Here is a 25041-nt window from a genome sequence, read left to right on the forward strand (position 1 = left end):
GATGACTGTGACGCTGGCCGCAAGGTCCTGCGTCCCGCACGAGGTCCATGAAAGGCTGCGTCGAAAGACGGAGATTCGCTGTCGCGGCGTCGGTGTCGCCAATGCCTTTGCACGGATTCGTCCAATGGCCCTCGCTTTGTGAAAGACGCTCCGGATGACGCCGATGAAGATGGGCAGGCACCACCACTGAACTCACCACCAGGAGCTCCGACCATGCGCAACCAGGACGACTACTTCGACAAGCTGAACCTTCGTGCGGCACAACTCGGCGTTGCCACCGCAATGACCATCGCCGGCGTGATGGGAGCGGTCACGCCCGTCCACGCGGAGGCTGCGCCAGATGCGGTCGTCCCGAACCAGTCGCCGAAGGACCTCGTCGACGCGCTGCACAGCGCTTTCGGCGAACACCACGCCCGCGCCGTGCATGCCAAGGGCGTCATCCTGAAGGGGACCTTCGTTGCGGATCCCCACGCCAAGTCGCTGTCGAAGGCGCCGATCTTCGCGGCCGGTGGCCCCTTGCCGCTGACCGTCCGCTTCTCGGATTTCACAGGCATCCCGGACATTCCCGACACCATTCCCGAAGCCAATCCGCGTGGCTTCGCCGTCAAGATCAAGGCCCGGGACGCGGAGGAATTCGACGTCGTGACCCACAGCTTCAACGGTTTTCCCTCACCGACGAGCGACGAGTTCGCGGCCCTGCTGCGCAGCATCGGCGCCAGCGGTCCGGAAGCGGCGCATCCGACGCCGGTGGAGCGATTCCTGGCCGATCATCCTGTCGCCAAGACCTTCCTGACCACGCAGAAGCCGCCGCCGGTTTCCTACGCGACGGCCGCCTACTTCGGCGTGAACGCCCTCAAGTACACCAACGCCGAGGGGAAGGCGGTCTATGTCCGCTATCGCTTCGTGCCAAGGGCCGGTGAGCACTACCTGTCGGCAGACGAGTTGAAGGCGAAGGGACCGGGCTATCTTCGCGAAGAGATTTCCCAACGCGTCGCGAAAGGTCCGATCGTCTTCGACTGGTTTGCCCAGATCTCGGGTGCCGGCGACAAGATCGACGACCCCTCCATCGCCTGGCCCGATGACCGGAAACTCACCAGGCTCGGCACGCTCACCATCGACGCGCTGGCGGACGATGAGGCCACCGACAAGAAGACGCTCTTTCTCCCGGGCTCGGTGCACGCGGGGATCGAAGCGGCGGATCCGATGCTGACGCTCCGGACCCAGGCCTACCCCATATCGTTTGGCGGCCGGCAGTAGCGGTCGGGAGGGCCCACTCGCCGACACGCTGCTTCGGCATCCGTTTGTGTCAGCTGACATCGGCTTTCCGAAGATTCCATCGCTGACCATACACACCATCGGCGAATGCGCGTCCAATTCGTGCATGGACGAACCCGCCATCGATTACGCGGCCGACATTGCAAGCGGTCCCGCTTCGATGTCCGTGATGAAACTGCACGACGATGGCGAAACGCTGCTGATGCGTCACACCTTCGATGCCGGCCGGACCGAACTGTCGCGGCGTCCCCGCGCCCATCTCAGCCTGGCGGGGCGCCAGCGCCTGCAGCATGAGTTTGCATTGCGCAACCGGCTGCAAACGTCCTGGGCGGCAGTTCCGCTGGAACTGGATGCCACCGCGGAGCGTCCGGCCTTGAGGACGACGGACCCTGGAGGCGTGCTTCTCGAGCACGTCATCGGGCAGCCCTGGGACATCGACCAGTTCCTGCGCGTGGCGGTTGGAATCGCGGAAGCGATTCGCAGAACACATGATGCCGGGCTCGTTCACAAGGACGTTCGGCCCAGCAATGTCTTCGTGGACCTGTCGAGCGGTCGTGCCTGGCTCAGCGGATTCGCGAACGCCTCGGCCGCGCAGGCGACGGCGCCAGTGATTCCGGGGCAAGGCCTCGCCACCTCGGCCCTGTCCCACGCGTCCCCCGAAATCGGCGGGCGAATCAACCGCCGTGTCGATTCCCGCAGCGACTTGTATTCGTTCGGCGTCCTGCTCTATCAGTTGCTGACGGGTCGACTGCCTTTCGTCACCGCTGACGCTCGCGAACTGATCCATGCGCACCTTGCCAAGCCGCCTGCGCCGCCATCGGAAATCGTGGCGGGCGTGCCGCCTGTCCTGGAGCGCATCGTCCTGAAGCTCTTGTCCAAGGCCGCCGAAGACCGGTATCAGACCGCAGTGGGGTTGGAAGCAGATCTGCGCTTGTCGTTGTACGCCTGGCGCGCGCACCGGCACATTGAACCCTTTGCGCTGGCGTCATCGGAAACCGCGGGTCGATTGCGGGTGCCGGACCGCCTCTACGGACGCGAGCGTGAAGTCGAGTCGCTGCACAACGCGCTCGCGCAAGTGGCCTCGCAAGACCGGATCAGGATCGTGCTGTTGTCCGGCTTTTCGGGCATTGGCAAGTCGGCCGTCGTCGCCGAGTTTCAGCGTTCGCTGCCCGGCGGCAGCGGCTTCTTCGCTTCCGGAAAGGCCGATCAATACCAGTCCGGCGTCCCTCATGCCACGCTGGCCCAGGCACTGCAATCCCTTGTGCGCCCGTTGCTCACCTTGCCCGAGACCGAGCGCGAGGGCTGGCGACAACGCCTGCAGGAGGCGGTGCTTGGCAACGGCCGAATCATCGCGAACATGGCGCCTGAGCTGGTCGAACTTCTCGGCCCTCAACAAGCGCTGCAGGAGTTGTCGACGCGTGACCATCAAGTCCAGTTTCAAACCACGCTCAGCCGGTTTCTCAAGGTCTTCGGTTCGGAGCCCTCGCCGTTGGTGCTCTTTCTGGACGACCTGCAATGGACGGACCGCGCGACGCTGGATTCGATCGAACACGTCCTCCTCGCCGAATCGAATCCGAAGCTGCTGCTCGTATGTGCCTACAGGAGCAACGAGGTCGAGTCGAACCATCCACTGCGTGACTGGCTGGGAAGATTGCGAAGCCGGATCGCGGACGTCGAGGAAATCTTCCTCGAGCCGTTGCTGGCCGGAGAGATCTCCAGGCTGGTTGGCGACACCCTTGCGTGTGCGCCGCAGGCTTGTGCGGAAGTCGCTCAGCTGGTGTATCGGGCCAGCGCCGGAAACCCCTTCTTTGCCACGCAGTTCATCAGCGGACTGTCGGATGAAGGCCTGTTCCAGCAAAGAGGCGATTCCGGCGAGTGGACCTGGGACATGACACGGCTTCGCGGCCACTCCCATCAGGCGGATTTGCCGGCGCTGATGATCGAGAGAATCCGCAAGCTGCCGCCGACGACGCGAAAGACGCTCAAGGCCTTCGCGTGCCTGGGCGTCCGCAGTTCAACGGCGACGCTGGCGCACGTTGTCGGACTTGTGGAGGACGATCTGCATTCGGCGCTGTGGCCCGCGGTCATGGGCGGGCTGTGCCTGAGATCGCAGGGCGACTATCGATTCCTCCACGACCGTTTTCAAGAGGCCGCCTACGCGATGATCCCGGACGATCAACGTGCGGCGGCACACCTCGAGATCGCCCGCCGACTCCGCGGGATGTCGTCACCGGCCTTCGACGCCGTCCGCGATCCGGGCGGCTTCGATCTCGTGGGACAGTTCAACCTCGCCGCCACCGCATTGGGATCGCAGGAAGAACGCGACGCCGTTGCCGGGTTGAACCTGAAGGCAGCGCAGCACGCACTGACGGCAACGGCCCATGCCGCGGCCCGCGGCTTTGCACAGGCGGGAATCGATCTCCTTGGACCGGATGGCCATGCGCGACAGCGACGCATCAGCTTCGAACTCGAATTGACTCGCGCGGAAAGCGACTTCCTCGCGGGACTGATCGAGCCCTCCGAACGCGCGTTGCACCGCCTCATGGAATTGGCATGCACGCCCTTGGAAAGCGCGGCCGTCGGTCGGCGCCTGATCGAGCTCTATGTCGTGGGCTCCCGCCATGCAGAGGCCGTCGAGCAGGCCGTGACCTGCTTGCGGCTCTTCGGCATCGACATCGAGGCGCACCCCCCGGTCGCGGAAGTGGACCGCGCATTCGCCGAGGCGATGGAGTTGCTCGCGGAACGTCCCATCGAATCGCTGGTCGACCTGCCGGTTTCCGTGGATCCTGCCGTTGCAGCAGCCATGAACGTGTTGGGCGAGATTTTCTCCGTCGCTTATTTCACCGATCTGTCGCTGGTGGTCGTGCATCTCTGCCGAATGGTGCGGCTCACGCTCCAGCACGGGTTGACCCCTGCATCCGCGCACGGATTCGCCTGGTTCGGCGTCATGATGGGCCAGCACTTCGGCCGCTACCTCGAGGGGCATCGATTCGCGACGCTGGCTCGAAGCATCGTCGACAAGCACGCATTCGCCGCGAGCGAGGCGAAGACGATCCTCGCCTTGCAGATCGCAAGCGTCTGGGCGAAGCCGCTGTCGATCGCGGTCGAGACGGGGCGCGCCGCCCACGCGGCTGGCATCAACCGGGGTGACGTTGCCGTCGCTTGCTGGGCCTGCAACCACACCGTCAACGACCTGCTGGTCCGAGGCGATCACCTCGACGACGTGGCGAGCGAGATCGACAGATCCCTCGACTTCGTCCGTCGCGCACGGTTCCGAGACATTGCCGACGAACTGGTGCATCAGCAGCGCTTTGTCGCGGCACTGCGCGGGCTCACCCCGGCGCTGGCGGAGTTCGACGGAGAGGGCTTTCAGGAAGCCGTGTTCGAGGCGCAGGTCGTCGAAGGGCGCCTGCCGACGATGTTCTTCTGGTACTGGGTCTTGAAAGGCCAGCTCCGGTTCATCGCCGGACGGTTTGACGAAGCCCGCGACGCTCTTGAACGGGCGACGCCCTGGAAAGCCTCGGCCATCCAGAGCCAGTTGGTGAACTACCACCTCTACACGGCGCTTGCCGCTGCGGCCGGCGCGGGCGCCTTGTCCGAGGAGGACGCCGCGGACAGGCGCGCGACCGTCGTGGTGCACCTTGAACGCCTGCGCGCCTGGCGCGCCTGCAACCCCGCGACCTTTGCGGACAAGAGCGAACTGGTGGAGGGCGAACTGGCGCGCTGCGAGGGCCGGTACCTGGATGCAGAGATTCACTTCGAGGAAGCTGTCCGCCTGGCGCGCGTCAATGGCTGTACCTGTGTTGAAGCGCTGGCCAATGAAGTGGCGGCTGGATTTCATTCCGATCGGGGTCTGGTCACGATCGCGCACGCCTATCTGCGCCAGGCGCGCTACGCCTATCTCAGATGGGGCGCCATCGGCAAGGTGAAGCGCCTCGAGCTCGGACATCCCTGGCTTTCCGCAGACGCGCTGCCTGAGGCGGACAGCGCGCCACACACGCTCGTCGAGCTGCTCGACTTCGAGACCGTCCAGGCCGTCTCGGAGGCGCTCTCCAGCGAGATCGAATCCGAGCACTTGATGGAAACCTTGCTGAAGGTCGCACTTGAACACGCCGGTGCCCAGCGCGGATTGCTGTTCCTGCGCGGCATGGACGGGATGGAATTCGAGGCGCAGGCGGAGATCTTCGGCGACGGCGTCAAGGTCATGCGCCGCGGTGCGATGACCCTTGAAGTGCCCCGGCCCACTTCCGTGCTGGAGCTCGTCGAGAAGAGCCTGGACACCGTGCTCCTCGATGATGCAGCGCATTCGGGCCAGCACTCCGGCGATCCCTATTTCCAACGACGTGGAACGCGTTCCGTCTTGTGCCTGCCATTGCTCAAGCAGGCGCGCCTCGCCGGAGTTCTCTACCTCGAAAACGACCTGATGACTGGCGCGTTCACACGCAAGCGCACCGCCGTGCTCAGGCTCGTCGCGGCGCAAGCGGCTGTCGCACTGGAGAATTCGCGGCTCTACCTCGATCTGAAACGGGAGAACCGCGATCGCCGGTTGGCCGAGGAGGGCGCCGAGCGCGCGGCCCGCGCCCAGCGCGAGAGCGAAGGGCGGTTCCGCGCCATGGCAGATGCCACGCCTGACGTGATCTGGATCACCGAAATGGATCCGGAACGCGTGCTGTATGCGAGTCCGAGCTTCGAACGAATCTGGGGCGTCGATCTGGCGGCACTCTACCGGGACCCGCAAGTGTGGCTGGACGGCATCCACGTCGATGACCGGGCGCGCGTGAAGATGGCATTTGGCAACTGGATCGAATCGGACGGCAGCACGGCGTGGGAGGTCGAGTTCCGGGTCGTTCAGCCCTGCGGCGCGATACGTTGGATCCACGAACGCGGCGTGTTCCTTCCTGACGAGGGTCAAGGATCGCGCCGGGTGAGCGGTATCGCGACGGACGTCACTGCGCAGCGCACGGCCGTGCTCGCATTGCAGCGGTCGGAAGACCGTCATGCGCTGGCCATGGAGGCTGCGCGCGACGGTCACTGGGATTGGATTGCCGAGACGGACGAGTTCTACGCGTCGCCGCGAATGCTCGAAATCTACGGCTTCCCCCCGGACACCCGCTTCAACGGCAGACAGGACTTTCTCGACCGCTTCCCGTTCCATCCGGAAGATCGCGCCAGGTGGCAGGCTGCCGTCACCGAGCATTTCGCCAGCACAAGGTCTCGCCTCGAGATCGAGCTGAGATTGGTACGCCATGGCGAGGTGCGATGGATTCACACCAACGGCTTGCTGTCTCGCGATGATCAAGGTCGACCCAGGCGCTACACAGGTTCCGTGGGCGACATCACGGAACGCAAGGCAGGCGAGGCTGCGTTGCGTGAATCGGAGCAGCGTTTCGCGCTTGCAACCGAAGGCTCGAATGACGGGCTCTGGGATTGGGACCTGGACACCCATCAGATGTTCCTGTCCCATCGGGCACAACAGCTGTACGGGCTCGAGCCTGGCGCCTTGATACGGCCGCGACGCGACTGGGTCGCGACTGTCAGGTTGCATCCCGAGGACGTCAGTCACCAAGGCCAATTGATCGATGCGTACTTGAATGGATCGGTACCGAGCTACGACGGCGAATGGCGGGTCCTGCACCCGGACGGCCTGTACAGGTGGGTGCGAATTCGCGGCGTCTGCTTGCGGGACCCCGAGGGTCGCGCAACGCGGATGGCGGGTTCGGTCAGCGACGTGGATGCGCGCCGGCGCACAGAAGCCGCCATGCAGCAGATGCAACGCCTCGAAGCTGTAGGCACGCTTGCGGGCGGCGTGGCGCACGATTTCAACAACATCCTGGCGGTGATCCTCGGCTTTGGCGAAGCCTCGATGAAGCACACGCGGCCCGGCAGCCGAATGCGCCGGGATCTGGAGCGCATCCTGTCTGCCGGCGAACGGGGGCGCGCATTGGTCGAACGCATCCTCGCGTTCAGCCGCAGCAGCGTCGGCGCGCGCATTGTCGTGAACATGGAAAGCGTCGTCGCGGAGTCGCTGGCGATGATCGAAGCGACGCGCCCTCCCAACGTGGGTCTGCACGCCCGGCTGGAATCGGGCCACGCGACGATGATCGGCGACCCCACGCAGGTGCACCAGGTGCTGATGAACCTGGCCACGAACGGCATGCAGGCGATGCCTTCAGGCGGATCGTTGCAGGTCGGGCTGACTTGCGAAAGCCTCGCGCAGGAGCGGATGGCGACCACAGGCCCGTTGCCCCCGGGCGAATACGTGGTGCTGTGCGTTCGTGACAGCGGCGCAGGCATTGACCCCGCCATACGAGACAAGATCTTCGACCCGTTCTTCACGACGAAGGACGTTGGCACGGGAACGGGTCTGGGCCTTTCCCTCGTGCATGGCATCGTGACCGAGCTGGGCGGCGCGATCGATGTATCGAGTGAATTGGAGGTTGGCAGCGCTTTCACGGTCTACGTCCCTCGCAGCGGTGAAACTGCTCCGGGTCAAAAGGAGGAAAAGGCGCTTCCGCTGGCGCGAGGAAAGAACGAACGGATCCTTGTCGTCGACGACGAAGAGTCCCTGGTGCAATTGAGCAGCAACATGCTGGCCGAGCTTGGCTATCGGCCCGCTGCGTTCACCTCCGCGGAGAAAGCGCTGGAGGTCTTCCGCCTCGATCCTGATTCGTTCGACGCTGTCATCACCGACTTGCGCATGCCGCACATGTCGGGCCTCATGTTGATCAGCGCGCTGCGCGGATTGCCTTCGGAGGTCCCGGTACTGCTGGTCAGCGGATTTCTTGCGGGGACGGCTGCCGATCAGGCGCGCGACGCGGGCGCCGACATCCTCTTGACCAAGCCGCTGTCACGGCGCGACCTTGCCCTTGCACTATCAGAAGCCCTGGCGGACAAGCCGCATCGCAGGCAGGCAGCGCCATGACAGGAGAACGCGCGATGCAGGCTGTCGCCGTTTCGGCGCTCGCTCACGTGATGGCCGTGGATGACGATCCCTATGTGCTTGACCTGATCAGCAGCTACCTTGGCGATCACGATTTTCGCGTGAGTACGGCAGCCAACGAGCGCGAAATGTGCGAGGTAATGGCGCGGGATGCAGTCGACATCGTCGTGCTGGATCTACGGCTGGCACGTGAAGACGGGCTGGAAATCGCGCGCCGCCTGCGCGAGCGGTCGAAGGTTCCCATCATCATCCTGACCGGTCGTCTCGAAGAGGCCGACCGCGTCATGGGCCTCGAATTGGGTGCTGACGATTACGTGACCAAGCCCTTCTCCCCGCGCGAGTTGCTCGCGCGGGTTCGGGCATTGCTGCGTCGCACCCGGATGCATGAGCGCGTGACCGATTCGCTTGCGAGCGTGCGAGCCTATCGATTCGACGGCTGGGAACTGAACATCCGCCTGCGGCGCCTGACCTCCCCGCTGAACAAGCCGGTGCCATTGAGCAACAGCGAGTTCAATCTTCTCGTGGCATTCCTGGCTGCCCCGCAGAAGGTGCTGGATCGCGAACAGCTTCTGGAGTTGTCACGGCTTCACAACGCCGAGGTCTTCGACAGGGCGATCGATGTGCAGGTTGGTCGACTGCGTCGAAAGATCGAGTCCGACCCCAAGGTTCCGACATTCATCGTCACCGAGCGAGGCAGGGGCTACGCGTTCAACGCGAACGTCGATGTCGTTCGAGGCTGACAACCGCGACGAGTCACTTCGCCAGCGACTGCCGAACTGCGGCAAGCAATTGGCGCTGAGTAAAGGGCTTCGGCAGCACGCCTTTGACGCCCAGTTCATCTGCGAGATCCACCGAGCCGCCCTGACCTGTGCGGAACCTTGCCGAGAGCAACAGGACAGGCACGCTTCGCCCGGGCTGAAACAGCTGGAGCAACAGCGGTTCCGCGGCGCGCGGGCTCGCGACGTCGGCGATGATGAGATCGACAGCGGCCATGCGCGCTGGCGTTGAAAAGGCTTCCACGAAGTACCCCGCATCGACCAGCCATTGCCGGACGAGCTCTCGCACCAGATCGTCTCCCTCGATCACCGCAATTCGGCCTGTCGCTTTCATGTCATCCATAGCCCTTTGACTGCCTCGCTGCATTGGACCCGACATGCGGGCGGCGCGCACTCATATTCGTCATGGTCCATATGTCAACCGACATGTTGGATGGCATCGCCTCGCGAATGTGGCGGCTCGAATGTGTCAATTGACAGACGCGGTGCGGAGGTCGGACATCGTGCGCGGGCAACGCCCTGTCAATCTACCGGCTCCTCATCCACATCTGATTTCGAGGGCTCCTCATGAATACATACTCTTCTGCCTCGGTCGGGCAGGTGCCCGTTGCCATGAACATCCTGGTGTCGCATTCCAACGCGCTCGTGGCCGCTGGCCTGGTGGCCACGATGCAGAGGATTCATGGATGCGATGTCCAGTTCAGCGCGGCCGGCGATGATCCGCATTTCGAAACCTCGCTTGAGAACGTCGACCTGCTGATTTCTGACTCGGATTCGCTGGTGCGCTCGGCCCGCACGCTCTCGATGCCCAAGATCGTGCTGCTGACGGCGACAGCCGAGTGCAAGTCGAGCGCGGCTCCTTTGCCGCCAGGCATCAGCGCATGCTTGCCGATGAACTGCGGCCAGGACGACTTGCTGAAAACGGTGTGCGGACTGATTGGTTCGGATCGCCCTGGGCTGCAGGACTCTCCGGCCGTGCGAGACCATGCGAGGACCGAGCCAACCACTGCGGCGCGCCCGCAAGGCGGCATCGCTCCGTCTGCATTGCGGCGGGTGCGCGAGCACATCGAGAACCATCTTGGCGAGCACATCGAGGTAGGTCACCTCGCGACGCTCACCAGGTTGTCGGCCTGCCATTTCTCGCGCGCCTTCAAGCAAAGCGTGGGCATGCCGCCGCATCGATACGTGACTTCCCGCAGAGTCCTTGCGGCGGCGAAGCTGATCGAATCGACGGACAGACCCATGTCCGAGATCGCGCTGGAGCTCGGTTTTTCAGACCAGAGTCACTTCACCAGGGTATTCACTGCGCATATCGGCGAGTCTCCGCGCCGGTTCCGGCATCAGCATCGATGAGGTGCGTGGGGTCGATCGCAATCGGGCGGGTATCCCTGGCGGACTGCAAGCGACCGGCACACGGTCGGGAGGTGCCGCAACCACTTCCCGACTCACTCGGCTCGATCAGACCCGCGAACTCACCCCAGCGAAAACGCCGACATCCTCGGCAGCGTCCGCTCCCCCGACTTCTGCAGATGCTTGCGCGTGCGCGCCTCGGCCTTCACCGGGTCGCCTTCAAGGATCGCCTCGGTGATCCCGCGGTACTCCGCCACCATCGAGCGCAGGTCGGCGGTGGTGAGGAAGTTGTAGAACTGCGCGCGGAACAGGTGCGCGCGCGCCTGCGGCAGCACGCGGCTGAGTTCGCTGCTGTCGGCGATCTCGAACATCACGCGGTAGTAGTTGGCCCGCCCGTCGAGCACGCGGTCGAGCGCCTCTGGCGTGCTGGCCGAGATCAGCGTCTGTGCCGCCGCCTCGAAGCGCTTGGCGTTGTTGCCGATGTGGATGTTGGTGGCGGCCAGGCGTGCGGCGAGGCCGGTCAGCACCTCCAGCACACCGAGCAGGCTGGCCGCATCCTCGCGGCTCAGGGAGCGGATGACGGCGCCGCGGTGGGGCGTCAGGTCGACCACGCCGCTCGACGCCAGGATGCGCAGCGCCTCTCGCACGGTGCTGCGGCTCACGCCGAGGTCGCGCGTCAGGTCGGCCTCGACCAGGCGTTGCCCTACCGTGAACCTGCGCGTGAGGATGCCCTTGCTGATCGCGTCGGCCACGCGGTCGGGCGTGCTGCGCGGCTTGGCAGGCGCCTCGGCCACCGCCCTTTTCCTGGCGGCGGCAGTCTTGGTGGAGGGGGCTTTGGTGATGACGGTCATTCGGGTTCGCGCGTGCAGCTTGGGCGGTCTGGATTCTAGGAGAGGGCTTGCGTCGCAGCGCTTAGAACTGCGACGCGGCCACCTCGGGGAAACCATCGGTCGTATGGCTTGATTGTCTGGCAATCGTGGCTGACAATCAACGTAAATGCATCGGGGCGAACCCTCTCGATGCCGCCGCCAGAAGTCACATCACCCATGAGCCCTCCCAACCACTCGCAGTCCGCATTGCCGCCGCTCGCGGCGCGCACGCTCGGCGCGGTGCTTGAGGGCCACCTGCGCACCGCGCCGGACAAGCCCGCCGTGCGCGACGTCGAGCGCTGCATGAGCTACGCCGCGCTGTACGAGGAATCGCTCGCCTTCGCCGCTGGCTTCGTGCGGCTCGGCGTCGGCCCGCAGCAGTTCGTGTTGCTGATGCTCGACAACCACCTCGACTACGTCATCGCCTGGTGGGCGCTGTCGCTGACGGCGCGCGTCGAGGTGCCGGTGAACACCGCCTACAAGGGCTCGATCCTGGTCCACGTCATCAACAACTGCGGCGCGAAGGTGATCGTCATCGAGGCGCACTACCTGCCGCTGTTGCTCGACGTGGCAGACCGTTTGCAGCACCTGGAGCACGTGGTGGTGCGCGGCGCCATGGGCAGCCTGCCGGCGGTCGGACGCCTGCGCTTCGTGCCGTGGGATGCGCTGCGCGGCCCGCGCGAGGCGCCGGCGCAACTCGCGCCGTGGGACCTCATCGGCATCATGTACACCTCGGGCACCACCGGCCCGTCGAAGGGCGTGCGCGTCACGCACGCGCACGCCTATGGCTACTCGGCGCCGCAGGTGCTGGGGCTGGCCGATGCCAGCGATGTCTCGCTCTGCACGCTGCCGCTGTTCCACATCGGCGGGCAGTGGGCCGCCATCTACAACAACCTCATCGCGGGTGGCAGCAACGTCGTGCTGCCGCGCTTCTCGGCGACCACCTTCTGGGACGACGTGCGCCAGTACGGTTGCACCTACACGATGCTGCTCGGCGCGATGGCCAACTTCCTCTACCGCCAGCCGCCGCGCGCGGACGATGCCACCCATCCGTTGCGGCGCGTGATGATGGTTCCTGTGATGGCGCAGATCGAGGAGTTCCGCACGCGCTTCGGCATCGAGGCGGTCTGCACCGCCTACGGGCTCACCGAGGGCTCGACCGTGCTGCGTGCGCCGGTCGGGCAGGCCGAGCCGGGCAAGGTCGGCTGGCCGCGCCCGGACTTCGAGGTGCGCCTCGTCGACGCGCACGATCAGCAGGTGGCCGACGGCGAACTCGGCGAACTGGTCATCCGCACGCGCGAGCCCTGGATGGTGATGGACGGCTACCACGACATGCCCGAGGCCACGGTCGGTGTGTGGCGCAACCAGTGGCTGCACACCGGCGATGCGTTCCGGCGCGAGCCCGATGGCCAGTTCGTCTTCCTCGACCGCATCAAGGACGCGATGCGCCGGCGCGGCGAGAACGTGTCGAGCTTCGAGGTCGAGAAGGAGATCAACGAGCATCCCGCGGTGCTCGAATGCGCCGTCGTTGCCGTGGCCAGCGATGCCAGCGAGGACGACATCAAGGCCTGCGTGGTGCTGCGCGAAGGCACGGCCGTGGCGCCGGCCGCGCTGCTGGCCTTCCTCGACGAGCGGCTGCCGTACTTCATGGTGCCGCGCTACGTCGAGTACATCGCCGAGCTGCCCAAGACGCCGACCGCCAAGGTGCGCAAGCAGGTCTTGCGCGAAGCGGGTGTGACCGCCGGCACCTACGACCGCACGAGCGACCCGGCCGCCCCCGCAAGGAAGAAATGAGCGACGACACCAACCTCGGCGCGACGCGCCTCGCCTACGCGCAATTCACGGCCAAGCGGGACGGCCTGGTCGATGCGGCGCGACCCGCGGCCATCGCGCGCCAGCATGCACTCGGCAAGCTGTCGGCGCGCGAGCGCATCGCACTGCTGGTCGATCACGGCAGCTTCCATGAATTCGGCGGCCTGGTCGAACCGAAGCGCGACACCTTCGACACAGAGTCGCTGCAGGCGCCTTCCGATGGCGTGCTCACCGGCTACGCCAGCATCGACGGGCGGCCGGTGTGCCTGTGCGCCTTCGACTTCACGGTGCTCGGCGGCTCCAACGGCCGCATCGGCGAGACCAAGGTCGAGCGCATGGCGACGCACGCGCTGGAGCACGGTTGCCCGATGGTGCTGCTGCTCGATGGCGGCGGTCACCGCATCCAGGAAGGGCTCGACAGCCGGCACTTCGCGCAGGGCTCGCGCTACTTCCAGATCGCAGTGGCGCTGTCGGGCTGGGTGCCGACGGTGGCGGTGGTCATGGGGCCGGGCTTTGCCGGGCCGTCCAACTTCGCGGCGCTGTGCGACTTTGTCGTGATGGTGCGCGGAACGTCCACCATGGGCATCGCCGGCCCTGCGCTCGTCGCGGCCGCCACGGGCGAAACCACGGACAAGGACGCGCTCGGCGGCGCCGCGGTGCAGGCCGACCTCAACGGACTGGCCGACATCGCCGCCGGCGACGACGCCGAAGCCATCGAATACGTGCGCGACTACCTGGCCTTTCTTCCATCCAATGCGCGACTGCCCGTACCGACGAAGGCCCCGCGCGAGCCCGATGCCGAATTCGAGCGCGGCCTGCTCGACGTGATGCCCGACAACCCGCGCAAGCCCTACGACATCTGCGACGTGATCCGCGGCGTGGTCGACGAAGGCTCGCTGTTCCAGATCAAGCCGGGCTTCGCGCCCAACCTCGTCACCGGCTTCGCGCGCATCCAGGGTCGCGCCGTCGGCATCGTGGCCAACCAGCCGATGCACCTGGCCGGCACGCTCGACGCGAAGGCTTGCGAGAAGGGCGCGCACTTTGTCTCGGTCTGCGACGGCTTCGGGCTGCCGCTGGTCTACCTGGTCGACCTGCCGGGTTTCCTGGTGGGCAGCCAGGCCGAGGACACCGCGCTGGCGCGGCGCAGCGCGCGCCTGCTGTACGAACTCGGGCAGGCCACGGTGCCGCGCGTGTCGATCGTGCTGCGCAAGGGCTACGGGCTCGGCTACATCGCGATGTGCGGCGGCCGCAGCTTCGATGCCGACCTCTGCGTGGCCTGGCCCACGGCGGAGATCTGCGCGATGTCGATCGAAGGCGCGGTCGATGTCGCCTACCAGAAGCAGGTGAGGGCGGCGGCCGACCCTGCGGCGAAGCGGGCCGAACTCATCGGCCGCTTCCGCGAGCAACTGGGCGCCCTGCATGCGGCCGAGCATTTCGGCATCGACGACGTGATCGACCCGCGCGACACGCGCTCCGTGATCGTGGCCACGCTGGAGCGCTGCGCACCGCGCAAGAAGCACCGCGCATGGCCGGACAAGCCGCACGGCATCTCGCCGATCTGATTCCTTCACGAAGCCCTTCCGCCATGACCTTGCCCATCCTTCTCGAACACCGCGACGGCGTCGCCTTCATCACCTTGAACCGGCCCGAGCGCGCCAACGTGCTCGACTTCGAAATGGGCGACGCACTCATCGCGACCATCGATGCGGTGGCGGGCGACGCTGGCGTGCGCGCCGTGCTGCTGCAAGCACGAGGCCGGCAATTCTGCGCGGGTGGCGACATCGGCGGCTTCGTGCATGCGCGCGATCGCCTGGCCGACATGCTCGACGAGCACATCCCGCCCCTCCACCGCGCGATCCACAAATTGGCCACGCTGCCGGTGCCGGTGGTAAGCGCGTTGAACGGCCCCATCGGTGGCGGCGGCATCGGCCTTGCGCTGTGCGCCGACATCGTGCTCGCAGCCGAGTCGATGAAGCTGCGCGGCGGCTATTCGGCGATCGGCCTCACGCCCGACGTCGGCGGTTCGTGGTTCCTCGCGCGCCGCGTCGGGGCTGCGCGCGCGAAGGAGATCTTCTTCACCAACGAGCCGCTGTCGGCACGCGAGTGCCTGCAGCTCGGCGTGGTGTCGCAGGTGCATCCGGACGCCGAACTGGAGGCGAAGGCGCATGCGCTGGCGACGTCGCTGGCGCGTGGCGCGACCGGCTCGCTGGGGCGCATCAAGGACCTCGTCGATGGCGCCGGGCAGCGTTCGCTGGAGGCGCATCTCGCACTGGAGCATCGCTACATGGTCGAGTCGGGCGGCACCGGGGACGCAGCGGAGGGCGTGGCCGCATTCATCGGGAAGCGGGCTCCGGTGTTCGGCCCGGAGGCCCCTTGATTCCCCTTGATTCTGTCGGACAAACACCAATTGATTGTCAGACAAGATCTTCGTACAATTCGTTGATGCTGAACGTGAAGGCTCTCGCGGAATGGATGCTCGTGCACATCGAGGGATTCCGCGCACCGCTCACGCTGGAGCGTTTCAAGGGCGGGCAGTCGAACCCGACCTACCTCGTCACCGATGCTGCCGGCACGCGCTACGTACTGCGCAAGAAGCCTGACGGAGAGTTGCTGCCATCGGCCCATGCGGTGGACCGCGAGTACCGCGTGATCGCGGCGCTGCACGACACCGACGTGCCCGTTGCACGCGCGCGGGGCTACTGCGACGACGCATCGGTCATCGGCACGCCGTTCTACGTCATGGATTTCGTCGACGGCCGCATCTTCTGGGACCCGGCCTTGCCCGGGCTTGCCAATGCCGAACGCAGCGCGATCTACGCCGGCATGAACCGGGCCGTGGCCGCGCTCCACACCGTCGACTACCAGGCCCCGGGTCTTGGCGACTACGGCCGCAGCGGCAACTTCTTCGAGCGCCAGATCGGTCGCTGGACGCGCCAGTACCAGGCCGCCGCGGCAGAAGACCCGATTCCGGCGATGGAGCGTCTCATCGACTGGCTGCCGGCCCATGTGCCGCCCGACGACGAGACCACGCTCTTCCACGGCGACCTGCGCATCGACAACATGATCTTCCACCCGACCGAGCCGCGCGTCCTCGCGCTGCTGGACTGGGAGCTGTCGACGCTGGGCCATCCGTTGGCCGACTTTGCCTATCACGCGCTGCCCTGGCGGCTCACCGCCGTGCAGTTCCGCGGCATGGCGGGCGCCGACTATGCGGCGCTGGGCATTCCCGACGAGGCGGCGTACCTGCAAGCCTATTGCGCAGGTGTCGGCCGTCCGGCGATAGACCCGGCGCACTGGGAGTTCTACCTGGCCTACAGCATGTTCAGGCTGGCCGCCATCCTCCATGGCATCTCGCAGCGCGCGCGCCACGGCACGGCATCCAGCGCGGAGGCCGCCGAGACCGGGGCCCGCGCGCGGCCGATCGCCGAGGCTGCATGGCGACAGGTCGAGGCCCACTTCCCGGCCGGCGAGCGCTGAGGCGCGGGTCACCCACAGAAAGGTTCACGTGTACGAGTTCTCCCCCAAGGTCCAGGACCTGCAGAAGCGCCTCAGCGCCTTCATGGACGAGCACATCTATCCCAACGAGGCCCGCTACTACAAGGAGGCAGAGGAACTGGGGCCGTGGAAGGTCGCGCCGATCCTCGACGAACTGAAGCCCAAGGCCCGCGCGGCCGGCCTGTGGAACCTGTTCCTGCCCGAGTCGGAGCACGGCGCCGGGCTCACCAACTTCGAGTACGCGCCGCTGTGCGAGATCATGGGCCGCTCGCACCTCGCGCCCGAGGTCTTCAACTGCTCGGCGCCCGACACCGGCAACATGGAAGTGCTGGCGCGCTACGGCACGCCGGAGCACCAGGAGCGCTGGCTCAAGCCGCTGCTGGCCGGCGAGATCCGTTCCTGCTTCGCGATGACCGAGCCCGCCGTGGCGTCGAGCGATGCCACCAACATCGAGTCGAGCATCGTGCGCGACGGCGACGACTACGTCATCAACGGCCACAAGTGGTACACGACGAACGCCACCGACCCGCGCTGCAAGATCGCGATCTTCATGGGAAAGTCCGACCCCGACAACGCCGACCGCCACCGGCAGCAGTCGATGATCCTCGTGCCGATGGACACGGCCGGCGTCACCGTGGTGCGCCCCATCGCGGTGTTCGGTTTCTACGGCGTGCCCGACCGCGCATCCGAGGTCACGTTCAAGGACGTGCGCGTGCCGGCGTCGAACATGCTGCTCGGCGAGGGCAGGGGCTTCGAGATCGCGCAAGGTCGCCTCGGGCCGGGCCGCATCCACCATTGCATGCGACTCGTCGGCCTGGCCGAGAAGATGCTGGAGCTGATGTGCAGGCGCACCCAGTCGCGCACGGCCTTCGGCAAGCCGATCTCGCAGCAGGGCGTGACCATCGAGCGCATCGCGCAGTCGCGCATCCTCATCGAGCAGGCGCGCCTGCTCACGCTGAACGCGGCGTACCGCATGGACACGGTCGGCAACAAGGTGGCCAAGGCCGACATCGCGATGATCAAGGTGGCCGCGCCGCAGATGGCTTGCCAGGTCATCGACTGGACCATCCAGGCCTTCGGCGGTGGCGGCACCAACAACGACGTCGGCATCGCCTCGGCCTATGCCACGGCGCGCCTGCTGCGCCTGGCCGACGGCCCCGACGAAGTGCACCGCAACCAGATCGGCAAGCTGGAACTGGCCAAGTACCGCTGAGCGGCGCCACGCTGAGAGAGCACGCAACGACAACCCAAGGAGACAAGAACATGCATCAGGACGAGCAGATTCGGATCGAACCCTCCACCCGGCGCCCCGAGCGCGTGATGTGGCTCAACGCGGACCGCGTGCTCTACGTCGGCCTGCTGGGCGAGCCGACGGTTCGCACCCTGGGTGCGTTCTCGATCTACGTGTCGTTGACGCAGCCGCACCGGATCAGCGTGGAAGGCGGCGCGTGGGAGGCTGCGGAGCTATCGGTGGTGCCGCCCGGTGTGCCGCATCGCATCGTGGCGGGCGAGCGGATGATCTTCAGCATCCTCGTCGAGGCGGAGACGGTCGACGTGCCGGCCTTGCCGGAATGGATTCGCGATGGCGGCGGTGCCGTGGACGATGCCGACACGCTCGCCGCCCTGCGCGATGCGCTCGACCGCTTCAAGGCCGCGCCGCGCCGGCAGTTCGATCGCACCGAGGACTTCGACCGGCACTTCTTCGGGCTCGCGCTGCCCACGCGGCGGATCGAACGCCGCATCCGCGCCGTGCTCGACCGCATCAAGCACGACCCCAACAGCCACACGTCGGCCGAGGACTGCGCCGTGGCCTGCCACCTCTCGGTGTCGCGCTTCCTGCACCTGTTCCGCGCCGAGGTCGGCGCGCCGTTCCGCAGCTTCCGCACCTGGCAGCGCGCGCGCAGCGTGCTGTACTTCGTGACCCAGAGCGCGAATCTCGCCAACATCGCACTGGACGTCGGCTACCCGGACTCCACGCACTTCAGCCACTCGGTGCGGCAGGTGTACGGGCTCACGCCCAAGTCGATGTTCGCGGGGTGCCGGAAGCTGGCGTTGTATGGGTATGGGACGGCTGCGGCGCAGGGCTTGGGGGCTGGGCGCGCGACGGCCTGAACCAGATACAGGAGCGGGCAGCCGAACGCAGAAGGAAGGCAAAGACACGCAAAGGACGCAAAGGACTTCCAGATTTTTTGGTGTCTTCTTTTGCGACTTCTGCGAAACCTTTGCGACCTCTGCGTTCGGTTCCCGCGTTCGTGCTCAACCCGGAAAGAACCGGTTCGCCGGCCGCGGCAAGCCCAGGTTCTCGCGCAAGTTCTTGCCTTCGTACTCGCGGCGGAAGATGCCGCGGCGTTGCAGTTCGGGGATGACTTTGTCCACGAAGGCATCCAGCCCGCCCGGCAGCCACGGAAACATGATGTTGAAGCCATCCGAGCCTTCGGACTCCAGCCACTCCTGCATCTCGTCTGCAATGGTCTGCGCGGTGCCGACAAAGGCGAGCCCGCCGTAGCCGCCGAGTCGCTGGGCCAGCTGGCGAACGGTGAAGCCTTCGCGTTCGGCCAGCGCGATCACGCGCTGCTGGCCGCTCTTGCTGGCATTGGTCTCGGGCACGGGCGGCAGCGGCTTGTCGGGGTCGAACTTCGAGGCATCGACGCCGAGCGAGATCGACAGCGAGGCAATGGCACTCTCGTAATGCACGAGGCTGTCAAGCTTCGCGCGGATGGCGCGCGCTTCCTCCACCGTATCGCCCACCACCACGAAGGCGGCCGGCAGGATCTTCACGTGATCGCGTTCCCGGCCGAGCGCGGGAAGGCGGTCCTTCACGTCGGCGTAGAAGCTGCGGCCCTCGGCCAGCGTGCCGTGCGCGGCGAAGATCACTTCGGCCGTCTCGGCGGCAAGTTGCCTGCCGGGCTCCGAGGCGCCGGCCTGCACGATCACCGGCCATCCCTGCACCGGTCGCGCGATGTGCAGCGGTCCGCGCACCGACAGGTACTTGCCCTTGTGGTTCAGCGTGTGCAGCTTCGCCGGGTCGAAGTAAAGGCCGCTCGCGGCATCGCGGATGAAGGCGTCATCGGCCCAGCTGTCCCACAGGCCGGTCACCACGTCGTAGAACTCACGCGCCCGGGCATAGCGCTCGTCGTGTTCCATGTGGTCTTCCAGCCCGAAGTTGAGCGCCGCATCGGGGTTGGAGGTGGTCACCACGTTCCAGCCCGCGCGGCCGTTGCTCAGGTGGTCGAGCGAGGCGAAGCGGCGCGCGATGTGGAAGGGCTCGTCGAAGGTGGTCGATGCGGTGGCGACGAGGCCGATGTGCCCGGTCGCCTGGCTCAGCGCCGACAGCAGCGTGAACGGCTCGAAGGAAGTCACGGTGTGGCTGCGCTTGAGCGCCTCGATCGGCATGTTCAGTACCGCCAGGTGATCGGCCATGAAGAAGGCATCGAACTTCGCGCGCTCCAGCGTCTGCGCGAAACGCTTCAGGTGCGCGAAGTTGAAGTTGGCATCGGGGAAGGCGCCGGGATAACGCCATGCGCCGGTGTGGATGCTGACCGGGCGCATGAACGCGCCGAGCTTGAGTTGGCGGGTGGAGGGCATAGGGGGCGGAGATGGGAACCCTGCCCTTTTATGCGATCCCGTGCGGCGTGGCAAAGACGAAATCGTCCCGAGCTTATGGGCGTGGCGAATGTGCGCAGCATGCGTCCCGGCCCATCGCCGGTGCTTCAAGCCTTGCCTAGCGGCGGCCGGGAGAAAAGCCCGGAGGCACTGCTCAACGATGCCAGTTCGCGAGTGGCCTCCAGCAGCATCGGACCGAGCTGCTGTATCCGGGCGAAGTCGAGCCGCGTCTTCGGTCCGGCAATGCTGATCACGCCCATCGCCGGCCGCTCGCCGCGCCGCACCGGCGCCGCGACGGCGGTCATGCCCGGGGCAAAGACCTCGTCGATCATCGCGTAGCCACGCACGCGAGCGGCGTGCAGGAAGCCGAGCAGGGCTTTCACGGTCGTCGGGGCCTTGGGGCCATAGTCCTTTGGCGAGCCAAAGCCCTGCCTGGAAACGAGCGCGACGGCCTGTTCATCCGACAGTGTCATCAGCCACGCATGGCCTGACGACGTGCACGAAAGCCGCGCGTCGCGGCCCATGTCGGGGTCGTAGCGGAACCCCTTGCGGTTGCCTTCGACCTTGGCCACCCAGGTGAGCCGGTCGCCGTCGACGACCGACAGGCGCGCCAGTTCGCCGGAGACTTCCGCGACCCGCTCGATGACCGGGTGCGCGATGTCGACGATGCCCGAACTGCTCAGGAAGCCGAGTCCCAGCGACGCCAGCCGCGTGGTCATGACGTATTCACCGCGCTCGCTGATCTGGCGCACATAACCGCGCAGCTTGAGTTCGGCGAGCACTCGGTGGCAAGCGCTCTTGGGAATGTCGAGTGCGTCCGCGATGAGTGCCAGCGGCATGCCTCCGGGGTGCGCCAGGAGGTATTCGAGGACTTCCAGCCCGCGTGTGAGTGCCGTGCTCATGGTGTCGATTCCAGCTTCAGATCCCGCAATATAAAACCGAATTCCAATTCGGAACGCCCGGGCGGCGGAGCCCAAACAATCGGCTCCAGCCCACCAACTCCCGGAGACACGCATGACAACAAACTCCATGGCATCTGACGCACCGGCCCATGCGCCCGCGGCAGCGGCCTCGACCGACTCGATGGCCACGCGCGCCGTGACGGCTGCAACCATCGGCACCGCATTGGAATGGTTCGACTTCACGCTCTACGGCACCGTTGCCGCGACCGTGCTGCCCAAGCTGTTCTTTCCTTCGATGGACCCGACCTCGGCGCTGCTGGCGTCGCTGGCAACCTTCGGCGTCGGCCTGGCCGCACGACCGCTCGGCGCCATCATCTGCGGCCACCTGGGCGACAAGCTCGGCCGGCGCAACCTGATGCTGGGCACCGTCAGCATCATGGGCCTGGCGTCGGTCCTGATGGGCTTGCTGCCAACCTACGACCAGATCGGCGTGTGGGCGCCCATCCTGCTCGTGATCCTGCGCATCGTGCAGGGCTTCGCATTGGGCGGCGAGTCGACCGGTGCGCAACTCATGGCACTCGAGCACGCCCACCCGGGCAAGCGCGGCAAGTACTCCGGCCTGCTGGGCTTGTGCTCGCCCTTGAGCCAGATACTGGCGAACGCGGTGCTGCTACTCTTGTCTTCGAGCCTGAGTCCCGAGTCGTTCGACAGGTTCGGCTGGCGCATTCCATTCCTGCTGAGCTTCGTGCTGGTCGTGGTCGGCGTCTACATCCGCCTCAAGGTGGAGGAAACCCCGGCCTTCGTCGAACTGAAGAAGAACAAGGTGGCGCAAGTGGGCAACCCGCTGCGCGACGCCGTGCAACTGCACTGGAGGACCATCCTTCGCCTGATGTTCTTCTTCTGCGGCCCGGCGGCGATCTTCTACCTGATCGTCGTGTTCTCGCTGAGCTACATCACCAAGAACCTCGAAGTTCCGAAGCAGACGGCTTTCCTGCTCTTGATGGGCGCCAACGTCTGCGCCATCGTTGGCGCGCTCGCCGGTGGCCTGCTGAGCGACCGCATCGGCCGCAAGAAGGCGCTCGCCATCGGCTCGACGGCGACGCTGCTGATCCTGTTCGTGTACTTCGGCATCCTGGGCACCAGGAGCTTCTGGCCGATGCTGGGCATCATGGGCCTGTTCCTGGGCTTCACGCAGTTCCAGAGCGGCATCCAGCCGGTGTGGTTTGCCGAAGCATTCCCGACCAACGTGCGCTATTCCGGCTCCGCCCTGGCCTATACCGGCGCCAACCTGCTGACAGGCGGCCCCATGCCACTCGTGGCCGTCTACCTGGTGAGCGCGTTCAACGGTTCGCCGTGGGGCGTCGTGGCGCTGTGCGTCGCGCTGAACGCGGTCTCGCTCATCATGATCCTGACCGGCCCTGAAACCCGCGGTATCGACATGAACCGCGTGGACCCGGCCGCCAGGGTCTCACACCACTGAAACCGCAACGAGGCCCGACTGCCCCACCTGGCGGGGCGGGCCCGCAAGGACATCCCCGTGACTCAAACCGTCTTCGTCCTCAACGGATCGAACCTCAACATGCTCGGCAAGCGCGAGCCGCACCTCTATGGCACCACGACGCTGGCCGAAGTCAAGACGCGCTGCGAAAGCCTCGCCGCCGAACTCGGCCTGCGCGTGGACTTCCGACAGACCAATCACGAAGGCGTGATGGTCGACTGGCTGCAAGAGGCTTTCGAGAAGGACGCCGCAGTCATCATCAACCCGGCCGGCTTCTCGTTCGGGTCCATTCCCGTGCTGGATGCTGTCAAGCTGATCCAGAAGCCCCTGGTCGAAGTGCACATCACGAACATCCACAAGCGCAGCGTGCAATACCAGCATTCGTTGATCTCGCTGGCGGCAACGGGGGTGATCTGCGGATTGGGGGTCAGCGGATATTTGTTGGCGATGCGCTCCGTTGCCGAGGCGTTGACCGTGGACGCTTGAGTCTGCGGCTTGCACAGGGCCCATCAAGGGGCCCCGGCGGTCGCTTTCGGCATTGCCGCCAGGCCTCCCGGCCGTGGCGTGCGGATCCGGGCCTGCATCTCTTGCGGCGCCGAGCGGCGCCTGTTGCCAGCGAAGTGAGGGTTAACAAATATATCGGTGACCGACCGGGAGTAGTCGGTAGACTTGTTCACATTCGTTGACTATTGCACTCGTTGGTGCCTGATGTCATGTATGAGCTTTTCATGCGTCCCGCCCCCGCCCCCGCCCCCGTCGGCGAGCGTTTTTCGTCAACGCGGCCGAGCCGCGTCGGCTACGCCCTTGTAGCTGGCGCGACGCTCGCATTGACCGCCTGCGGCGGAGGAGGGGGCGGTGGTTTTTTCCCGGCGCTCTCGCCATCGGCGGCGTCCCCGGCGGCAACGCCCGTGGAACCGCCAGCGCCAGCGCCAGCGTCTGCTGAACCGCCAGCCCCTGCCGTGACACCCGCGCCTGCGGTGACGCCAGCGCCGCCGGTAGCCGTACCACCGGCACTACCCGCGCCGAGTGGCGGTGGCGGTGGCGGCACGGGTGCCGGCGGTGGTGGGGGCGGCGGTACGGGTGCCGGGGGCGCCGGGGGTACAGGTGCTGGAGGTGGTGGTACGGGTGCTGGCGGTGCAGGCGGCACGCCACCGCCACCGCCGACGTTCACCGTCAGCGGCACGGTCACTGGCTTGCTCGGCACCGGCCTGGTGCTCCAGGACAACGCCGCGGATGACCTGGTCGTTGCGTCCAACGGCAGCTTCACATTCACCACGCCGCTTGCCACCGGGGCAAGCTACACCGTCACGGTCAAGTCGCAGTCCAGGATCCTGACCCGCGTCTGCACCGTCAGCAGCGGCAGCGGGACAGTCGCCGCGGCCGCCGTGGTGGACGTGGTGGTGACCTGTGCCGCACCGGCGGCGCGCTTTGCCTACGTCGCGAATTCCGGCGACAACACCGTGTCGACCTACACCCTCGACGCCACGTCCGGCGCCCTCAGCCCGATGGTCGTGCCGACGGTGGCGACAGGGAGCTTCCCCCACCCCGTCGCGGTGGACCCCACGGGCCGCTTTGCCTACGTCCCGAATGCCGACTCCGGCACCGTGACGGGCTACACCATCGACGTCACCACCGGCGCGCTCACCCCGATGGCCGTGCCGTCGGTGCCGACGAGCCGCCCCTATTCCATCACCGTGGATCCCACGGGCCGCTTTGCCTACGTCGCGAATGCCGACAACGACCCTCCGAAAGCCGACAACAACACTGTGTCGGCTTTCACCGTCGAGGCCAAGACGGGCGCCCTCAGCCTGATCGGGACGGTGGCAGCAGGGACCAATCCCCAATCCGTCACCGTGGATCCTTTGGGACGGTTCGCCTACGTCGCGAACTACACGTCCGGCAACGTGTCCGCCTACACCATCGATGCCGCGACGGGCGCCCTCAGCCCGATGGGCGTGCCGACGGTGACGACGGGAGTGAACCCCACCAACGTCGCCGTGGACCCCACGGGCCGGTTCGCCTACGTTGCGAATTCTTCCGACCACAACGTGTCGGCGTTCACTATCGATCAGACGACGGGCGCTCTCAGCCCAATGGCCTTGCCGACGGTGATGACGGGAACCCGCCCGTACCAGGTCGCCATCGACGCCACGGGCCGGTTCGCCTACGTGTCGGATGCCGGCGCCAACTCTGTGCTGGCCTTTGCCATCGATGCCGCGGGCGCCCTCAGCCCCCTGGCCGTGCCGACGGTGGTGACCGGCGGTGCGCCCTATTCGATCGGCGTGGACCCCACAGGCAAGTTCGTGTACGCGCCGAGCATCGACGCCGGCACCGTGTCGGCCTTCACCATCGATGGCACGTCGGGCGCCCTCAGCCCGATGGTCCCGCCGGCGGTGGCGGCGGGCGGCGGGGCATTGGGCATCGCCTTCTCAAGGTAGATCCGACATCGGCCGCTTGCCGGCCGCATCGGCCGACATGAGGGATCCGATCCATCGGCGTTGATCGGCTGGATCGAAGCGCC

Annotated in this window: 17 protein-coding genes; 13 read left to right on the forward strand and 4 right to left on the reverse strand. The window is 66.3% G+C overall.

Annotation, left to right across the window (positions count from 1 at the left end; genetic code table 11):
* Window positions 1-282: 282 nt before the first annotated feature.
* The 3 genes from HCU76_RS02540 to HCU76_RS02550 all read left to right on the forward strand — a co-directional run bounded on the left by HCU76_RS02540 (window position 283) and on the right by HCU76_RS02550 (window position 8955).
* Window positions 283-1257 (forward strand): catalase family peroxidase, encoded by a 975-nt coding sequence (locus tag HCU76_RS02540; protein ID WP_218508368.1) that lies wholly within the window; start codon window positions 283-285, stop codon window positions 1255-1257.
* A gap of 124 nt (window positions 1258-1381) precedes the next feature.
* Window positions 1382-8197, forward strand: a complete 6816-nt coding sequence (locus HCU76_RS02545) for a PAS domain-containing protein (protein WP_218508369.1) — start codon at window positions 1382-1384, stop codon at window positions 8195-8197.
* Window positions 8198-8211: 14 nt separating this feature from the next.
* Entirely contained in the window at window positions 8212-8955 is a 744-nt protein-coding gene (locus tag HCU76_RS02550) for a response regulator (protein ID WP_218508370.1), read from the forward strand.
* A gap of 13 nt (window positions 8956-8968) precedes the next feature.
* Here HCU76_RS02550 and HCU76_RS02555 read toward each other — a convergent pair whose 3' ends face one another.
* Window positions 8969-9325 carry a hypothetical protein gene (locus tag HCU76_RS02555; RefSeq protein ID WP_213957806.1) on the reverse strand — a complete coding sequence of 119 codons (357 nt, stop codon included), beginning with the start codon at window positions 9323-9325 and terminating at the stop codon, window positions 8969-8971.
* A 233-nt stretch (window positions 9326-9558) separates the two neighbouring features.
* Here HCU76_RS02555 and HCU76_RS02560 point away from each other — a divergent pair, with 233 nt between their 5' ends.
* Window positions 9559-10344: a helix-turn-helix domain-containing protein gene (locus HCU76_RS02560; RefSeq protein ID WP_218508371.1), complete on the forward strand. Its 786-nt coding sequence runs from the start codon at window positions 9559-9561 to the stop codon at window positions 10342-10344.
* A 119-nt stretch (window positions 10345-10463) separates the two neighbouring features.
* Here HCU76_RS02560 and HCU76_RS02565 read toward each other — a convergent pair whose 3' ends face one another.
* On the reverse strand, window positions 10464-11192 hold the full coding sequence (locus HCU76_RS02565) for a GntR family transcriptional regulator (RefSeq protein ID WP_218508372.1): 729 nt from the start codon (window positions 11190-11192) through the stop codon (window positions 10464-10466).
* A 195-nt stretch (window positions 11193-11387) separates the two neighbouring features.
* Between HCU76_RS02565 and HCU76_RS02570 the strand changes: the two genes are divergently transcribed.
* From HCU76_RS02570 to HCU76_RS02595, 6 genes are all read left to right on the forward strand, one after another.
* The gene (locus HCU76_RS02570) at window positions 11388-13004 is read left to right on the forward strand and encodes an AMP-binding protein (protein WP_218508373.1); all 1617 of its coding nucleotides are present in this window, start codon (window positions 11388-11390) and stop codon (window positions 13002-13004) included.
* Window positions 13001-14584 carry an acyl-CoA carboxylase subunit beta gene (locus HCU76_RS02575; protein ID WP_218508374.1) on the forward strand — a complete coding sequence of 528 codons (1584 nt, stop codon included), beginning with the start codon at window positions 13001-13003 and terminating at the stop codon, window positions 14582-14584. Before HCU76_RS02570 ends, HCU76_RS02575 begins: the two co-directional genes overlap by 4 nt.
* 23 nt (window positions 14585-14607) lie before the next feature.
* On the forward strand, window positions 14608-15399 hold the full coding sequence (locus tag HCU76_RS02580; protein ID WP_218508375.1) for an enoyl-CoA hydratase-related protein: 792 nt from the start codon (window positions 14608-14610) through the stop codon (window positions 15397-15399).
* Window positions 15400-15464: 65 nt separating this feature from the next.
* Window positions 15465-16499 carry a phosphotransferase gene (locus HCU76_RS02585; RefSeq protein WP_218508376.1) on the forward strand — a complete coding sequence of 345 codons (1035 nt, stop codon included), beginning with the start codon at window positions 15465-15467 and terminating at the stop codon, window positions 16497-16499.
* Window positions 16500-16581: 82 nt separating this feature from the next.
* Window positions 16582-17730, forward strand: a complete 1149-nt coding sequence (locus HCU76_RS02590) for an acyl-CoA dehydrogenase family protein (protein WP_371319753.1) — start codon at window positions 16582-16584, stop codon at window positions 17728-17730.
* A gap of 50 nt (window positions 17731-17780) precedes the next feature.
* Window positions 17781-18629 carry an AraC family transcriptional regulator gene (locus HCU76_RS02595; RefSeq protein ID WP_256353923.1) on the forward strand — a complete coding sequence of 283 codons (849 nt, stop codon included), beginning with the start codon at window positions 17781-17783 and terminating at the stop codon, window positions 18627-18629.
* Window positions 18630-18773: 144 nt separating this feature from the next.
* Here HCU76_RS02595 and HCU76_RS02600 read toward each other — a convergent pair whose 3' ends face one another.
* Both HCU76_RS02600 and HCU76_RS02605 read right to left on the reverse strand, forming a co-directional pair.
* Window positions 18774-20102, reverse strand: a complete 1329-nt coding sequence (locus HCU76_RS02600; RefSeq protein WP_218508377.1) for an LLM class flavin-dependent oxidoreductase — start codon at window positions 20100-20102, stop codon at window positions 18774-18776.
* Between the two features lie 125 nt (window positions 20103-20227).
* Entirely contained in the window at window positions 20228-21022 is a 795-nt protein-coding gene (locus tag HCU76_RS02605; RefSeq protein ID WP_218508378.1) for an IclR family transcriptional regulator, read from the reverse strand.
* Window positions 21023-21203: 181 nt separating this feature from the next.
* On the opposite strand from HCU76_RS02605, the gene HCU76_RS02610 reads away from it, so the two are divergent.
* The 3 genes from HCU76_RS02610 (at window position 21204) to HCU76_RS02620 (ending at window position 24958) form a co-directional block, all read left to right on the forward strand.
* A complete protein-coding gene (locus HCU76_RS02610) occupies window positions 21204-22502 on the forward strand; it encodes an MFS transporter (RefSeq protein ID WP_218508477.1) in 1299 nt (432 codons plus the stop codon).
* Between the two features lie 57 nt (window positions 22503-22559).
* Entirely contained in the window at window positions 22560-23006 is a 447-nt protein-coding gene (locus HCU76_RS02615; RefSeq protein ID WP_213957797.1) for a type II 3-dehydroquinate dehydratase, read from the forward strand.
* 473 nt (window positions 23007-23479) lie between these two features.
* On the forward strand, window positions 23480-24958 hold the full coding sequence (locus HCU76_RS02620) for a beta-propeller fold lactonase family protein (protein WP_218508379.1): 1479 nt from the start codon (window positions 23480-23482) through the stop codon (window positions 24956-24958).
* Window positions 24959-25041 lie beyond the last annotated feature (83 nt).

Origin of the sequence: Variovorax sp. dw_308 (genome assembly GCF_019207085.1) — a bacterium.
GTDB lineage: Bacteria > Pseudomonadota > Gammaproteobacteria > Burkholderiales > Burkholderiaceae_C > Variovorax.

Bases quoted from the DNA above. Each gene is read 5' to 3' on its own strand.
- HCU76_RS02565 (WP_218508372.1), bottom strand. From the start codon at position 11,192: ATGACCGTCATCACCAAAGCCCCCTCCACCAAGACTGCCGCCGCCAGG.
- HCU76_RS02575 (WP_218508374.1), top strand. From the start codon at position 13,001: ATGAGCGACGACACCAACCTCGGCGCGACGCGCCTCGCCTACGCGCAA.
- HCU76_RS02540 (WP_218508368.1), top strand. From the start codon at position 283: ATGACCATCGCCGGCGTGATGGGAGCGGTCACGCCCGTCCACGCGGAG.
- HCU76_RS02590 (WP_371319753.1), top strand. From the start codon at position 16,582: ATGGACGAGCACATCTATCCCAACGAGGCCCGCTACTACAAGGAGGCA.
- HCU76_RS02555 (WP_213957806.1), bottom strand. From the start codon at position 9,325: ATGAAAGCGACAGGCCGAATTGCGGTGATCGAGGGAGACGATCTGGTG.
- HCU76_RS02545 (WP_218508369.1), top strand. From the start codon at position 1,382: ATGGACGAACCCGCCATCGATTACGCGGCCGACATTGCAAGCGGTCCC.
- HCU76_RS02610 (WP_218508477.1), top strand. From the start codon at position 21,204: ATGGCCACGCGCGCCGTGACGGCTGCAACCATCGGCACCGCATTGGAA.
- HCU76_RS02605 (WP_218508378.1), bottom strand. From the start codon at position 21,022: ATGAGCACGGCACTCACACGCGGGCTGGAAGTCCTCGAATACCTCCTG.
- HCU76_RS02600 (WP_218508377.1), bottom strand. From the start codon at position 20,102: ATGCCCTCCACCCGCCAACTCAAGCTCGGCGCGTTCATGCGCCCGGTC.
- HCU76_RS02560 (WP_218508371.1), top strand. From the start codon at position 9,559: ATGAATACATACTCTTCTGCCTCGGTCGGGCAGGTGCCCGTTGCCATG.
- HCU76_RS02595 (WP_256353923.1), top strand. From the start codon at position 17,781: ATGCATCAGGACGAGCAGATTCGGATCGAACCCTCCACCCGGCGCCCC.
- HCU76_RS02550 (WP_218508370.1), top strand. From the start codon at position 8,212: ATGCAGGCTGTCGCCGTTTCGGCGCTCGCTCACGTGATGGCCGTGGAT.
- HCU76_RS02580 (WP_218508375.1), top strand. From the start codon at position 14,608: ATGACCTTGCCCATCCTTCTCGAACACCGCGACGGCGTCGCCTTCATC.
- HCU76_RS02585 (WP_218508376.1), top strand. From the start codon at position 15,465: ATGCTGAACGTGAAGGCTCTCGCGGAATGGATGCTCGTGCACATCGAG.
- HCU76_RS02570 (WP_218508373.1), top strand. From the start codon at position 11,388: ATGAGCCCTCCCAACCACTCGCAGTCCGCATTGCCGCCGCTCGCGGCG.